This window comes from Demequina aestuarii, assembly GCF_000975095.1.
Lineage (GTDB): Bacteria > Actinomycetota > Actinomycetes > Actinomycetales > Demequinaceae > Demequina > Demequina aestuarii.
Genome location: NZ_BBRD01000001.1, coordinates 1033413 through 1046600 on the forward strand (window position 1 = coordinate 1033413; position 13188 = coordinate 1046600).

General features: G+C 69.0%; 15 protein-coding genes. 7 read left to right on the top strand and 8 right to left on the bottom strand.

Going from position 1 to position 13188, the window contains the following annotated elements; genetic code table 11:
• The first annotated feature begins 4 nt into the window (after positions 1–4).
• The 3 genes from AOP72_RS04890 (at position 5) to AOP72_RS04900 (ending at position 3179) form a co-directional block, all read left to right on the top strand.
• Positions 5–733, top strand: coding sequence for an MIP/aquaporin family protein (locus tag AOP72_RS04890; protein WP_439645549.1), 729 nt, complete (start codon positions 5–7; stop codon positions 731–733).
• 56 nt (positions 734–789) lie between these two features.
• Positions 790–2304: a glycerol kinase GlpK gene (gene glpK, locus AOP72_RS04895; RefSeq protein WP_062133197.1), complete on the top strand. Its 1515-nt coding sequence runs from the start codon at positions 790–792 to the stop codon at positions 2302–2304.
• A 164-nt stretch (positions 2305–2468) separates the two neighbouring features.
• Positions 2469–3179, top strand: a complete 711-nt coding sequence (locus AOP72_RS04900; RefSeq protein ID WP_062133199.1) for a hypothetical protein — start codon at positions 2469–2471, stop codon at positions 3177–3179.
• Positions 3180–3287: 108 nt separating this feature from the next.
• On the opposite strand, the gene AOP72_RS04905 is transcribed toward AOP72_RS04900, so the two are convergent.
• Together AOP72_RS04905 and AOP72_RS04910 are read right to left on the bottom strand one after the other, a co-directional pair.
• Entirely contained in the window at positions 3288–3506 is a 219-nt protein-coding gene (locus AOP72_RS04905) for a CsbD family protein (RefSeq protein WP_062133202.1), read from the bottom strand.
• Positions 3507–3586: 80 nt separating this feature from the next.
• Positions 3587–4462 carry an NAD(P)H-hydrate dehydratase gene (locus tag AOP72_RS04910; RefSeq protein ID WP_193746357.1) on the bottom strand — a complete coding sequence of 292 codons (876 nt, stop codon included), beginning with the start codon at positions 4460–4462 and terminating at the stop codon, positions 3587–3589.
• A gap of 89 nt (positions 4463–4551) precedes the next feature.
• On the opposite strand from AOP72_RS04910, the gene def reads away from it, so the two are divergent.
• Positions 4552–5046, top strand: a complete 495-nt coding sequence (gene def / locus AOP72_RS04915) for a peptide deformylase (protein ID WP_062133211.1) — start codon at positions 4552–4554, stop codon at positions 5044–5046.
• Positions 5047–5052: 6 nt separating this feature from the next.
• Here def and AOP72_RS04920 read toward each other — a convergent pair whose 3' ends face one another.
• On the bottom strand, positions 5053–5721 hold the full coding sequence (locus tag AOP72_RS04920) for an NAD(P)H-hydrate epimerase (RefSeq protein WP_062133214.1): 669 nt from the start codon (positions 5719–5721) through the stop codon (positions 5053–5055).
• A 137-nt stretch (positions 5722–5858) separates the two neighbouring features.
• On the opposite strand from AOP72_RS04920, the gene AOP72_RS04925 reads away from it, so the two are divergent.
• Together AOP72_RS04925 and AOP72_RS04930 are read left to right on the top strand one after the other, a co-directional pair.
• Complete coding sequence (locus AOP72_RS04925) at positions 5859–6356, top strand: DUF3145 domain-containing protein (RefSeq protein WP_062133217.1); 498 nt, start codon at positions 5859–5861, stop codon at positions 6354–6356.
• A gap of 7 nt (positions 6357–6363) precedes the next feature.
• Positions 6364–6729 carry a nuclear transport factor 2 family protein gene (locus AOP72_RS04930; RefSeq protein WP_084631290.1) on the top strand — a complete coding sequence of 122 codons (366 nt, stop codon included), beginning with the start codon at positions 6364–6366 and terminating at the stop codon, positions 6727–6729.
• Positions 6730–6875: 146 nt separating this feature from the next.
• On the opposite strand, the gene AOP72_RS04935 is transcribed toward AOP72_RS04930, so the two are convergent.
• The 5 genes from AOP72_RS04935 to AOP72_RS04955 all read right to left on the bottom strand — a co-directional run bounded on the left by AOP72_RS04935 (position 6876) and on the right by AOP72_RS04955 (position 11627).
• A complete protein-coding gene (locus AOP72_RS04935) occupies positions 6876–8108 on the bottom strand; it encodes a beta-ketoacyl-[acyl-carrier-protein] synthase family protein (RefSeq protein ID WP_062133223.1) in 1233 nt (410 codons plus the stop codon).
• Between the two features lie 38 nt (positions 8109–8146).
• Positions 8147–8392, bottom strand: coding sequence for an acyl carrier protein (locus tag AOP72_RS04940; RefSeq protein ID WP_062133227.1), 246 nt, complete (start codon positions 8390–8392; stop codon positions 8147–8149).
• A 78-nt stretch (positions 8393–8470) separates the two neighbouring features.
• Positions 8471–9424 carry a beta-ketoacyl-ACP synthase III gene (locus AOP72_RS04945; protein WP_062136864.1) on the bottom strand — a complete coding sequence of 318 codons (954 nt, stop codon included), beginning with the start codon at positions 9422–9424 and terminating at the stop codon, positions 8471–8473.
• A gap of 41 nt (positions 9425–9465) precedes the next feature.
• A complete protein-coding gene (locus AOP72_RS04950; protein WP_062133231.1) occupies positions 9466–10380 on the bottom strand; it encodes an ACP S-malonyltransferase in 915 nt (304 codons plus the stop codon).
• Positions 10381–10457: 77 nt separating this feature from the next.
• Entirely contained in the window at positions 10458–11627 is a 1170-nt protein-coding gene (locus AOP72_RS04955) for a PucR family transcriptional regulator (protein ID WP_062133233.1), read from the bottom strand.
• A gap of 210 nt (positions 11628–11837) precedes the next feature.
• Between AOP72_RS04955 and AOP72_RS04960 the strand changes: the two genes are divergently transcribed.
• Positions 11838–13154: a hypothetical protein gene (locus tag AOP72_RS04960; protein WP_062133238.1), complete on the top strand. Its 1317-nt coding sequence runs from the start codon at positions 11838–11840 to the stop codon at positions 13152–13154.
• Positions 13155–13188 lie beyond the last annotated feature (34 nt).

Sequence of the window (13188 nt, forward strand, 5' to 3'; positions counted from 1 at the left end):
GGAAATCCCCGTGACTGACATCTTCCTCTCCGAGATGCTTGGAACAGGCATGCTCATCCTCCTTGGAGGCGGCGTGGTGGCAAATGTGCTCCTCGCCAAGTCCAAAGGCCTTGACGGCGGCTGGCTGCTCATCAACTTCGGGTGGGGCCTCGCGGTCTTCTCAGGTGTATACGTGGCCTTCGCGACCGGTGGTCACATCAACCCGGCAGTGACGGCCGGAATCTGGGCCTCTGGCTCAGAAGAGTTCGCCGACGGCATCGCGGCCGATGCCGGCAACTTCGTCACCTATGTCGCCGCACAGCTCGTCGGTGCGTTCATCGGTGCCGTGCTGGTCTACCTCGCGTACAAGAAGCACTTCGACGAGACACCCGATGCGGGGGCCAAGCTGGCGGTCTTCTCCACCGGTCCGGCGATTCGCTCCTCCGGCTGGAACGTCGTGACGGAGGTGATCGGGACCTTCGTGCTCGTGTTCGTGGTGCTGAGCTTCGGCAACTGGCCCGGCGATATCGGGCCGCTGGCTGCCGCTCTGCTGGTGACCGGCATCGGCGCGAGCCTGGGCGGTCCGACCGGCTACGCCATCAACCCGGCGCGTGACCTGGGACCCCGTATCGCTCACGCGCTGCTGCCGATCAAGGGCAAGGGCAGCTCGGACTGGAGCTATGCCTGGGTTCCTGTCGTCGGACCGCTCATCGGCGGCGTCGCCGGTGGACTGCTGGCCGGCGTCATCTACTAGCGAGCACGACTCGCGCCGCCACGGCGCATCCCCACTCTAGAGACAAGGACACCACTATGAACGACTACATCCTCGCCATCGACCAGGGCACCACGAGCTCGCGGGCCATCGTCTTCGACCATGAAGGCGCGATCGTCTCCACGGGCCAGAAGGAGCACGAGCAGATCTTCCCGCAGGCGGGCTGGGTGGAGCACGACCCCCACGAGATCTGGACCAACGTCCGCGAGGTCGTGGGCATCGCCCTGACCAAGGCGGACCTCACCGGAGAGGACATCAAGGCGGTCGGCATCACCAATCAGCGCGAGACCGCGGTGGTGTGGGACAAGACCACAGGCAAGGCCGTGTACAACGCGATCGTCTGGCAGGACACCCGCACGCAGAAGATCATCGACAGGCTGGGCGGCGATGATGGCCCAGACAAGTACAAGGAACGCGTGGGCCTGCCCCTCGCGACGTACTTCGCGGGGCCCAAGGTGATGTGGATCCTCGAGAACGTCGAGGGTGCGCGAGAGAAGGCCGAGGCGGGCGACCTGCTCATGGGCACCATCGACTCGTGGGTGCTGTGGAACATGACCGGAGGCAAGAAGGGTGGAGTCCACGTGACGGACGTCACCAACGCGTCCCGCACCATGCTGATGGACCTCAAGACTCTGTCATGGGACGAGTCCATCGCCGCCGACATGAAGATCCCGATGTCGATGCTTCCCGAGATCCGCTCCTCCGCAGAGGTCTACGGTGAGGGCCGTCGCGGCGGAATGCTGCCCGGGGTGCCGATCGCCGGCATCCTCGGCGACCAGCAGGCTGCGACGTTCGGCCAAGCATGCTTCGAGGTCGGCATGGCGAAGAACACCTACGGCACGGGCAACTTCATGCTGATGAACACCGGCACCGAGCTCGTCCCGTCAAAGAACGGACTTCTCACCACGGTCTGCTACAAGATCGGCGACAAGCCGGCCGTATACGCGCTCGAAGGGTCAATCGCCGTGACGGGGTCCTTGGTGCAGTGGCTGCGCGACAACGTGGGACTCATCAAGAGCGCGGAAGAGATCGAGACGTTGGCGAGCAAGGTCGACGACAACGGCGGCGCATACTTCGTCCCAGCGTTCTCGGGCCTGTTCGCCCCGTACTGGCGGTCAGACGCCAGGGGAGCGCTGGTCGGTCTCACTCGCTACGTCACCGCCGGACACATCGCTCGTGCCGCGCTTGAGGCGACCGCGTACCAGACTGCGGAGGTGCTCGACGCGATGCGGGCCGACTCCGGAGTGGAGCTCACGGAGCTCAAGGTCGACGGCGGCATGGTGGTCAACGAGGTCCTCATGCAGTTCCAGGCAGACATCCTCGACGTCGAGGTGGTGCGGCCGAAGGTGGCGGAGACCACGGCGCTCGGCGCGGCCTATGCGGCGGGAATCGCTGTCGGATACTGGGAAGGCGAGCAGGACGTCATCGACAACTGGGCGGAGGACAAGCGGTGGGTCCCGGACCTCGATGGTGACGAACGCGAGCGGCTGATGCGCAATTGGAAGAAGGCGGTCACCAAGACCATGGACTGGGTGGACGACGACGTCACCTGATCCTCGGCGGGTCAGGAAGCGTCGACGCACCGGTCCGCGCCGTGCGGCCGGTGCGTCGACGCGCGTCGGAGGCGTGCCGCCGTGAGGACTCGCACAGACGAGGTGGCACCCTCGCGGTCGGACGTCACCCGGCGAGTGTCAGCGCGTGGATCTAGCGTGGTGGCATGAGCACGCCTCGATGCGCCGTCTGCGGCGCCGACGTCAAGGACGCTGGCGCGCTCGTCGAGTTCCTCCCGCGCGAGGCCGATCTCGAGTGGCACCTCGCGTGGTGTGGCGGGCTCTCGTCAGCAGGAGACGGCATGACGCGGGGCGAGCCGCCCGACGCCGCGTGGCTGTGCGGCCGCCACCTCGAGTGCGGTGTTCTGCTGGCGAGTCGGCTCGACATCGCTCGTGGACTCGCCCTGCTGGGAGAGGCCGATGCGGGCGTCGAGGTCCGTGGTCAACTTGCGACGACGATCGGTGTCCACGAGTGGGAGCGCGTCCTTCGTCGCGCTCTTCCTGACTTCGCGATCGAGATCGGCAGTGACGACGTCGAGGTCGAGGAGGACTGGCAGACGAGCTACCTCGAGGACTCCGATATTCCCAGCGGCGCGAGCAATGGCGTCGAGTGCACCAGTTGGCAGGTGAGCGGCGACCAGTCGATGGTGGCCGTCGATCGCATGATCGTCTTCTGGCAGCGGGGTGGCGTGGCCCGCACTGATATCCACATCGGTTCAGTCTCGCCTCACGCGCCCGGCTGGTCCGTGTGGGTGACGCCCGATGCTGATGCGGATCGCTTCGGCTCTGAACACGTGAGTGTCCACGGCGACCCCTCGCCTCTCATGTGGGACCTGTTGCGCCGCTATGGGCTGACGACCACGCGGGTTCGTCCCTGACCGACGGCGCCACCGCCATTTCGATCCGGTGAGGTCGGACGCGACGATCCGCGCGGAGACATGACAGCGGCGGGGACCAGATGGCCCCCGCCGCTGTCATGACTGGTGTCAGGACTTGTCGTCGTCCTGGTGACGGTCGGTCGCTTCGTTGTACTTCTCCGCAACCGCGTCCTTGCCGTCCTCGACCTTGTCCTTGGCGGAGGCCTTGCCCTGGTCGAGCTTTCCCTCGGCCTCGAGCTGCTCGTTGTCGGTCGCCTTGCCGAAGCCTTCCTTGACCTTGCCCTTGGCGTCCTCGGCGGCGTTGCTCAGTCGGTCTGATCCACTCATGGCGTGTCTCCCTTGGTCTGCGTGGCGATCGCTGGTGCGCACCGCCTGTGTACCTGGAACAACCGACACAGGGGTGCGGACTATTCCGACGAAGGGCGGGGCCGACCGCGAAGGAGCGAGGCCACGAGTCGCGGGAGCGCCTCGGCGACGTCGAGCGCGGCGACGGGGCCTCCGGAGTTGGCGTCATCTGCCGCGCGGGCGTGCACCCAGGCCGCGCACGCCCCGGCATCGGCCGCAGTGAGACCAGCCGCGAGAAGAGCGCCGGCGATGCCCGCGAGGACGTCTCCGCTTCCCGCGGTGGCGAGCCACGGGGGAGCGCTCGGCAGCTCCACCACCACTCCGCCCGGCGACGCAATGATGGTGCGGGCTCCCTTGAGGAGCACTGTCGCCCGGGCGGTCTCGGCGAGGAGTCGTGCGTGACCGGCACGGTCTGCGGCGATGTCCAGGATGGTGGCGTCGTGGCGCAGTGCACCGAGGGTGCGCATGAGCTCCTCCGCGTGCGGGGTGAGCAGCACTCGATCGGACGGCGTATCGCGCGAGCCGGAGGCCCGTGAGCGCGCGACCTCTTCGAGGGCGCCCGCGTCCACCACCATCGGCAGTCCGGAGGCCATGACCGCTCCGATGGCGGCATCTTGAATCGGGTGGTCCGCGACCCCGGGGCCCACCACCCAGGCCTGGGCTCGCGGAAGGGACTCTGCCGCGTCGCCTGGGTCGTGCACCACGCACTCGGGGCGATGGGAGAGCACCAGGTCCTGCGCTCGGGCCGGTCCGACGTAGCGCACCATCCCGGCCCCGGCGCGCACCGCCCCTGACACGACCAGAGCCGCAGCGCCAGGGTACGCGTCCGAGCCCGCCACCACCCCTACGACGCCGCGCGAGTACTTGTCAGCGTCGGCGTGGGGCACGGGCCAGCGTTCCCGGACCTGCTCCGCGCCCCAGTCTCGTGGTGTGCTCACGCATCCAGACTGGCACATCGCCACCCGTGGGCGCGGGATCGACCTGCCCGGCTCCCGGCGGGTGCGCGGCACGTGCGAGAATACTGGGCATGGCCATGCGTGACATCCGGGTGACCGGCGACCCCGTCCTGCGCACTGTGTGCGAACCGATCACCGACATCGACGACCGTGTCCGCACGCTCGTCGAGGACTTGGTGGAGACCGTCGATCACGAGGGCAGGGCGGGCCTGGCGGCGAACCAGATCGGCGTCAGTCTGCGAGCGTTCTCGTGGAATATCGACGGCGAGGTCGGGTACATCCTGAACCCCGAGATCGTGGAGCGCAGCGCCGATCTGCAGGAGTTGGGAGACGAGGGATGCCTGTCTGTCCCGGGGCTGTGGTACCCGTGCGAGCGCCCCTCCTACACCAAGGCCTTGGGCACCGACCTGGACGGCAACGAGGTCGTGATCGAGGGCGAGGAGATCTGGGCGCGGCTCATCAACCACGAGGTCGACCACCTCGATGGCAAGCTGTACCTCGATCGCCTCGCGAAGGATGTGCGCAAGCGCGCGATGCGCGAACTGCGGGAGTCGCTCGAGGCGTAGACGGCGTCACCGCCGGAGCACGCCGACCTGCGCCACAATCACCCTCCCGGCCGATGCGGCCGCCGGCTGCTCCACCAGGCACGGCTTCGGTGCGGTGAAGGTCACGGTCACATCGGCGCGCACGTGCGGCGCCGCGACCGATCCCGAGTCGACGTCGAGCCCGCTGGGGAGATCCACGGCGACCACGATGGTTCCTTCGGGGATGGCCGCCACCAGCGCATCGGCTGGAGCGCGCAGGCCCGGCTTCGCACCCACGCCGACGATGCCGTCGATCACCAGGTCCGCCGTCTCCACCGCGTGCAGGGCTCCGGAGAGGTCGCTCGCGCCGTCGATGACCTGCGCGCCGGCTGCTTCGCACTCTCCTCGTCCCATCGTGTGAGCCACGGGTGCCACGAGCACCGCCGTCGTCTTCGTGCCCCGGTAGTGCAGGCGTGCACCGGCGAGCAGCGCATCACCGCCGTTGTTGCCGCTGCCCGCGAGCACCACCACGCGGCAGCCGCCGGTGCGCCCATGGCGCTCGAGCAGCAGGGCCTCGCACTCGGCGGCGATCGCATCGGCCGCCCGCGCCATGAGCACGGGCTCCGCGACCGTCCGCATCGCCTCCCTCTCGGCGTCGCGCACCTGCTGAGCGGTCATGGTCGGGGCGGTCGCGGAGAGGGTCATCGGGCCTGCCATGCGCCCAGCGTTCCACACCCCGCGCGCGGGCGCTGGAGTTATCGGCGCACATGAGGCACCATAGGAGCACACCTGGTGCAGCCAGGTTGTCCTTCGAGGTCGTAGGGGAAGACGTACCTCACTAGGAAGGATGGGTCATGGCTGCGATCACCCGAGGTGTTCTATTCGTGCATTCTGCGACGCGCGCGATGTGCCCGCACATCGAGTGGGCCGCCCAGTCTGTGCTGGGCGCGCGAGGCTCATTCGAGTGGACGGATCAACCCGCTGGTTCCTCGCTGTACCGCGCTGAGGTCGCCTGGCAGGGCACTCCTGGCACTGGCGCGCGCCTCGCATCGGCGCTGCGCGGTTGGGAGCACGTGCGTTACGAGGTGACCGAGGACCCGTCCTTCGGCTCGGACGGTGGCCGCTGGTCCCACACCCCGTCACTGGGAATCTTCCACGCCGTCACCGATGTGCACGGCAATATCGTGGTGCCCGAGGACCGCATTCGCGCGGTGGTGGAGGCGGGCGCGTCCGTCGCCGAGTTCAAGCGGGCGATGGACCTGGCGCTCGGCGCCGCATGGGACGAGGAACTCGAGCCCTTCCGGTACGCAGGCTCTGGTGCACCCGTCCGGTGGCTGCATCGCGTTGGCTGAACACGCGATGCAGGAGCTTACTCGTGAAGAAGTCCTCACTCTTCAGGCCTTGGAGGAGGCCATGTGGCGCGCCGACACGCGGTTCGACATGCGGTTCATGGATGCCGTGCTCGCCGCGGAGTTCATCGAGGTCGGCCGCTCGGGCCGGACGTACACCCGTGACGAGATCTTGGCGCTGCAGTCGACCGAGATCGACGTCGACCTCCCTCTGACCGGTTTCACCGCCGTGGCGATCTGCGAGGATGTCGCTCTCGTCCGCTACACGTCCGTGCCGACCAAGGCGTCCCGTGGCGAGGCTCATCGCACCTCCGTGTGGGTGAACGATGGCCGGTGGCGGCTGCGGTTCCACCAGGCCACGTCCACCGACATCTGACGGATCGCGCTGCCTGTCGCCCCACCGCCTCACCGCCGACAGTACGAACCCCTTCCCGCGCGACACGCCGTGCGCTCGGCACTCCTGGGCGCGATTGCGCGGCGTGTCGGACAGAAATTGGTTCGCAGTGAAAGCTCGCGAGGGGTCTAGGCGGTGCCGAACACCAGCGCCACGTTGTGGCCGCCGAATCCGAACGAGTTGTTGATGGCAGCCAGCTGGCCCTCGGGCAGCTCGCGCGGCGTGTCCCGGACCAGGTCGAGCTCGAGCTCGGGGTCGGGGGATGTGACGTTGATGGTGGGCGGAGCGGTGCGGGTCTCGAGTGCCTTGATGGTGAACACTGACTCGAGCGCGCCGGCGCCGCCGAGCAGATGACCCGTCATCGACTTGGTCGCGCTCAGCGCCACCTGGTCTGCGTGAGAGCCCAGCAGTGCCCGGATTCCGCGGGCCTCGATCATGTCCCCGACGGGGGTGGACGTGGCGTGCGCGTTCACGTGAGCGACGTCGACGGCAGTGAGGCCTGCGCGCTGGAGGCTGAGCTCCATGGCGCGCGTCTGGCCCGTGCCGTTGGGCTCCGGGGCGGCGATGTGGTGGCCGTCGGACGTCATGCCGACGCCCAGCAGCCGCGCGTAGATGTGCGCGCCACGGGCCTTGGCGTGCTCCTCCGACTCGAGCACCACCACGCCAGATCCCTCGCCGAGCACGAACCCGTCGCGAGAGGTGTCGTAGGGGCGCGACGCGCCTGCCGGGTCGTCGTTGCGCTTGGACAGCGCTGCCATGGCGGCGAAGGCGCTGATGGGCAGCGGGTGGATCGCGGCCTCGGTGCCGCCCGCGACCACGATGTCGGCGCGCCCGGACTCGATCATCTCGAAGCCCATGCCGATCGCCTCGGCGCCCGAGGCGCACGCCGAGACGGGCGAGTGCGAGCCGGCCCGTGCCTTGAGCTCGAGCGACACGTAGGCAGTGGGGGAGTTCGGCATGAGCATGGGCACCGTGAGGGGGAGCACGCGCGCTGCGCCCTTCTCCTTCATGGTGTCCCAGGCGCTCAGCAACGTCCACACGCCGCCGATGCCCGAGGAGACCACGGCGCCCAGGCGCTCGGGGTCCACCTCGGGCGATCCGGCGTGAGCCCACGCCTCGCGCGTGGCCACAATCGCCATCTGGGCGCTCGGGTCCATGCGCTTGGCCTCAGGACGCGACAGCACCTCGAGGGGCGACACCGCCAGCTGACCGGCGAAGTTGACGGCCATGCCGTATGTCTCCGCCCAGTCGTTGTCCAGAGTGCGCACGCCGGACCTGCCGGCGAGAGCGCCCTCCCAGGTCGAGGACACGTCCCCGCCGAGAGGCGAGGTCGCGCCGAGTCCAGTGACGACGACAGTCATGGTGTTGCTCCAGTGGGGATCGGGGATGTGGGTGGGTGTCAGCCCTGTGCGGCGGCGATGAAGTCGACGGCGTCGCCGACGGTCGTCAGGTCCTTGACCTTCTCGTCGGGGATGCGGACTTCGAACTTCTCCTCCGCGAGCGTGACGATGGTCATCATCGACAGCGAGTCGATGTCCAGGTCATCCGTGAAGGACTTCTCGAGCTCGACCTCGGCGGTGTCGAGGCCGGTCTCCTCGGCGACGATCTCAGCAAGGCCTGCGAGGATCTCGTTCTTGTCTGCCATGGTGTTTCTCCTTGTGATGGTGATGCAGTCGCATCGGGTTCGTATGGAACGGTGAGAAGCCTAGTTCGGACCCCGCCTCTAGGGCAGGATCACCACCTGCGCGGCGTAGACCAGGCCGGCGCCGAAGCCGATCTGGAGCGCGAGGTCGCCCGAGTGAGCGTCGCCGTCGCGCAGCAACCGCTCGGTGGCGAGGGGAATGGACGCGGCCGAGGTGTTGCCGCTGTCGACGATGTCCTTGCCCACCGCCACGTGGGCCGGCAGGCCGATCTGCTTGACCAGCTGGTCGATGATCCGCACGTTGGCCTGGTGGGGGATGAAGGCCTTGATGTCGTCCGGCGTCACCCCGGCGGCGGCGATTGCCTCGAGCGCGACGGGAGCCATCTTGAAGGACGCCCACTTGAACACGCTCGGGCCCTCCTGGTACAGGGTGGGGAACGCGGTGTCGGCGTCGTCGCGCACCTCGAGCCAGGAAGCGGTCTGGCCGATGAGCGGGGCTCCGGAGCCATCCGACCCCCATACCGTGGGACCGATGCCGGGGGTGTCGGAGGGGCCGATGACGACCGCACCCGCCGCGTCTCCCAGCAGGTAGGAGATGGAACGATCCGCGGGGTCGACGTAGTCGCTCATCTTCTCGGCACCGACGACGAGCACGTGCCGCGCGTTGCCCGCCCGGACGAGCGCATCGGCCTGGCCGATGCCATAGCAGTAGCCCGCGCACGCCGCGGAGATGTCGAAGGCTGCGCCGGTCGACCCAAGCCGGTCGGCGAGCACGGGGGCTCCGCCGGGAGTCATGTACGGGTGGGTGATGGTCGACAGGATGACGGTGTCGATGTCGGCTGGCTCGATGCCCGCCTGGGCGATCGCGTCGCGCGCCGCGCGCTCGGATAGGTCGATGACCGAGGTGCCAGCGTTGGCGCGCACACGCGTGACGATTCCGGTCATCTTGCGAATCCACTCGTCTGACGAGTTGATCGGCTCGATGATGTCGTCGTTGGGGACCGCGTTCTCGCCGCGAGCGACGCCCAGGCCCATGATGCGCGTGAATTCGGGTCCACGGCGGATGTTCAGAGTTGTCACGCGTGCTGCTCCAGGAGATCTCGGGCGGCGGGGAGGTCGTCGGGCGTCTTGAGCGCGACCGCCGGCACTCCCTTGAGGGAACGCTTGGCGAGGCCGGTGAGGACGCCCCCGGGCGCGACCTCGATGATCGCGGTCACGCCGAGATCGAGCATACGCGCCTGGCAGAGGTCCCACCGGACCGGGTTGGCGACCTGCGCGACGATCCGCGCGAGAGCGTCGGCGCCCGACGTCACGGCGCTGCCGTCCGCGTTCGTCAGGAGTGTCGTCTCGGGGTCTCGCGGTGCGGCCGATGCGGTCGCCTCTGACAGCGCGGAGACGGCCGGCTGCATATACGAGGTGTGGAAGGCTCCGGCCACCTGCAGAGGGATCACACGCGCTCGGGCGGGCGGGTCGGCGGCAAGGGCCTCGATCGCGGCGGTGGCGCCTGCGGCGACGATCTGGCCTCCGCCGTTCATGTTCGCGGGGGTGAGGCCGAGCTGCTCCAGCCGCTCGAGCACGTCCTCCTCGACGCCGCCGAGCACAGCCGCCATCGACGTGGGGTCGGAACCGGCCGCAGCCGCGGCCATCGCCTGCGCGCGCACCGACACCAGCCGCATCGCCTCGGCGTCATCGATCACGCCTGCGAGCGCTGCCGCGCCCAACTCGCCGACGCTGTGGCCCGCGACCAGCCCGGGCGTAGTCGAGCCCAGGAGCGCGCGAGCAGTCGCGAGCCCCGCTGCCACCAGCAGAGGCTGCGCCACCGCGGTGTCGCGGATCGTGTCGGCGTCAGAGGTCGTGCCGTGTGCGAGAAGGTCGACATCTGTCGCTTCTGACAATGCGCGCAACTGGGCGGCGACCTCCGGGATGTCGAGCCACGGGGCGAGCATTCCGGGAGTCTGGGCGCCCTGTCCGGGGAAGAGAACGGCGATCATGTGTCAAGCATCTCCTATTCGGCAGGTGACGGTGGGCGCTTGGGCCACCGTTTCGGCATGCCCGATTTGTAGGATCGCTACAAAGGCGTGTGGGTGGAGTCTCGCAGACGGCCCAGCGCGAACGCCGTCTCGAGCACGTGCGCGTCCCGGGTGGAGAGCACGTCCCACCCGGTCAACTGGGCGACCTTCTTGAGACGGTATCGGACAGTGTTGGGGTGGACGAACATGGTGCGCGCGGCCATCTCCAGTGAGCGCCCGCAGTCCAGGTAGGTCGCGATCGTATCCGCGAGGGCGCCTCCGGCACGGACGATCGGGTCGTAAGCGATGGCGATGAGCCGCTCGCGCGCCATCGTGTCACCCACGAGGACCCTTTCTGGCAAGAGGTCGTCGGCACTGACGGGACGGGGCGCGATCGACCACGCCGGCGCGGCCACGACGCCGGCAAGAGCCGCACGCGTCGCCCGGGCGACCTCCACCAGGGTGACGGCAGCCGGCCCTATCACGACGGGACCCGGCCCGAAGCTGCTGAGCAGGTGGGTGGTGAGGGCGCTGTGGTCGTCGTCGGCGCGCGCGATCACCACGAGGTCGTCGCCGTGGATGCCCACGAGTGCGCCGGGGGCGGCGCGCCGGATCGTGCGCCGCAGCTCTGCCGACTGCACCTCGCCCAGAGTGCCATCTGTCAGGCCCACCATGACCAGCGTCGGCCCGGGCTTCCATCCGAGCGCCGCCGCGCGGGAGGGGAGCCCCTCGTCGACCTCGCCGCGCACGAGCGCATCGACCACCAGTGCCTCGAGTCGGGCATCCCACGCTCCACGCGTCTCCGCAGCACGCGCATACACCTCCGCTGCGCTGAAGGCGATCTCACGGGAGTAGATGAGGATGGCCTCTCGGACATCGCGCTCTGCTCCGGGGGACGCGAACTCGTCAGAGTGGCTCTCCACGACGCGCACCACCGTGCGGATCACGCTGAGGGTGTGCTGCAGGGAGACGGACCGGGTGAGCTCCGTGGGAGCGGCGGCGAACACCTCGGTGGCGCTGCGCTGACTGTGCTGGGGGTCGGCGTACCAGGAGACGAACGAGTCGATGCCCGCCTGTGCCACGGTGCCGACCCAGGAGCGCTCCTGGGCCGGCAGGGCCCGAAACCACGCGTAGTCGGAGTCCAAGGTGGTGAGCGCGGCGGTCGCGAGCCGGCCCGTCGCCGCCCTCAGGCGCCGCAGCGTCTCGGTGCGCGCCTGTGGTGTGGACATGGCGCCAGCATAGGGCCGTGTTGTGGGGTCGTGACAAGTGGGGCGCGCACTCGCGCGAACATTGGAGCGTCGCCGCCCGCCATTCCGCCGCCGTTCGTTGTGAATCCGTACCAAGCGTGGCGCCGCCGACCGGGCGTGGCGAGGCGGGAATGGTGGCCGCGGTCCAGTGTTGAGGCTAGCGTGAGACCAGGACCGTAAAGGAGCGTGGCGATGACTGAATCACGACCGAAGCCCCTGGCGGGTGCTCTGCTGGGGCTCGTCCTCGGCCTGCTGGTGATGGCGCTGCTGACCGTGCTCGGGGTGCTGCCGCCTGACCGCCTGCCGTTGTTCGGCATCGTCGGATTGACGATCATCGCGTCGTCTGCCCTGCTCACTCAGCGTCTGGCGCTCGCGAAGGGGCGGATGATCACTGTCATCGTCATCGGGGCTCTGCTGGGAGGCGTCGCTCTCACGGGGATCCCCGAGATCATGCGCGGTGGCTCGATGTCCTCAGGGTGCATGGCGACCGCGACATCGTCGCTCGAGGCCGAGCCCGTCTCGCCTCCCAGCACCACCGCGATCGACCCCTTCCGCGTCACGACCACCGACACCATCGCCTGGACCACCACGACGGACGGCGCCGTCACCGAAGCGCGTGCCCGTCTGTCCGTTCTGGTCGGGGGGTTCGCCATTCCGCTGCGCAACGCCACGTTCGCCGAGGCGCCCGACCTCACCGAGTGGAGCGGCGAGACGTCTGTCGAGAGCCAGTTGGATGAGATTCAGGACGCCTCGGGCATGCTCCTCACGGGCACCTATCACCTGGCCGCGACCGTCGACACGGATGCGGGGGAGTGCGCGGGAGACGCGTACCTCCGCGTCGAGCCCGTTGGAACGTTCAGTGGCGTGCTGCTCGCGCTCCTGTGGAGCCTGCTCGCCGTGGTGGTCGTGACGATCGTGGTGCTCGCGATCATCGTGCGCCGCTCGATCAATGACTCGGACGCGACGCTGGCGATGGTCGGCACCTCTGCCATCCCCGGCGGAACATCGACCACGCCTCCGGCGAGCCCACGTCGGGCCCCATCGCCCGAGGCTCGGGAGGGGTCCAGGGCGGCCGATGCCCCTTCGAGCGCATCCGGCCGGGAACGTCGACCGTCGTCGGGGGCCGATGGTCGTGGCGAGAAGACCGCCGCAGACCGCCCGAGCGGCAGCGATCGCTCGGCTCCGCAGTCGCCGGGGCGACTGGAGGCAGCCGACGAGACGAGGCACGAGGACGGGCTCGCGCGGTCGCCGTATGCCGAGGCCGCAGGGCTCGACACTCCGGCAACGGACGACACCGCAGTCCCAGCCGACACGGCGCCCGAGGAGCCTGCACCGGTGGAGCGCGAGACTGCTCAAGACCCAGCGCCGGTCGAGGAGCGGGAGGGCGTCGACAAGTCCGACCCACCGGCGTCTCCCGGCGAGGCCCCCGTCTCTGATGAGCCGGCCGCACCGGATCAGCCTGTCGACCCCGACGGGACCGACGAGCGTCGGGGACCGCGCTCGACCTAGCGGCCGCCACGCCGCGGACCACGGCGTCGTCGCG

Excerpts from the sequence above, each read along its gene's own strand:
- glpK (WP_062133197.1), top strand. The coding sequence starts at position 790 with ATGAACGACTACATCCTCGCCATCGACCAGGGCACCACGAGCTCGCGG.
- AOP72_RS04900 (WP_062133199.1), top strand. The coding sequence starts at position 2,469 with ATGAGCACGCCTCGATGCGCCGTCTGCGGCGCCGACGTCAAGGACGCT.
- AOP72_RS04905 (WP_062133202.1), bottom strand. The coding sequence starts at position 3,506 with ATGAGTGGATCAGACCGACTGAGCAACGCCGCCGAGGACGCCAAGGGC.
- def (WP_062133211.1), top strand. The coding sequence starts at position 4,552 with ATGGCCATGCGTGACATCCGGGTGACCGGCGACCCCGTCCTGCGCACT.
- AOP72_RS04920 (WP_062133214.1), bottom strand. The coding sequence starts at position 5,721 with ATGGCAGGCCCGATGACCCTCTCCGCGACCGCCCCGACCATGACCGCT.
- AOP72_RS04925 (WP_062133217.1), top strand. The coding sequence starts at position 5,859 with ATGGCTGCGATCACCCGAGGTGTTCTATTCGTGCATTCTGCGACGCGC.
- AOP72_RS04930 (WP_084631290.1), top strand. The coding sequence starts at position 6,364 with ATGCAGGAGCTTACTCGTGAAGAAGTCCTCACTCTTCAGGCCTTGGAG.
- AOP72_RS04935 (WP_062133223.1), bottom strand. The coding sequence starts at position 8,108 with ATGACTGTCGTCGTCACTGGACTCGGCGCGACCTCGCCTCTCGGCGGG.
- AOP72_RS04940 (WP_062133227.1), bottom strand. The coding sequence starts at position 8,392 with ATGGCAGACAAGAACGAGATCCTCGCAGGCCTTGCTGAGATCGTCGCC.
- AOP72_RS04945 (WP_062136864.1), bottom strand. The coding sequence starts at position 9,424 with ATGGGCCTGGGCGTCGCTCGCGGCGAGAACGCGGTCCCCAACGACGAC.
- AOP72_RS04950 (WP_062133231.1), bottom strand. The coding sequence starts at position 10,380 with ATGATCGCCGTTCTCTTCCCCGGACAGGGCGCCCAGACTCCCGGAATG.
- AOP72_RS04955 (WP_062133233.1), bottom strand. The coding sequence starts at position 11,627 with ATGTCCACACCACAGGCGCGCACCGAGACGCTGCGGCGCCTGAGGGCG.
- AOP72_RS04960 (WP_062133238.1), top strand. The coding sequence starts at position 11,838 with ATGACTGAATCACGACCGAAGCCCCTGGCGGGTGCTCTGCTGGGGCTC.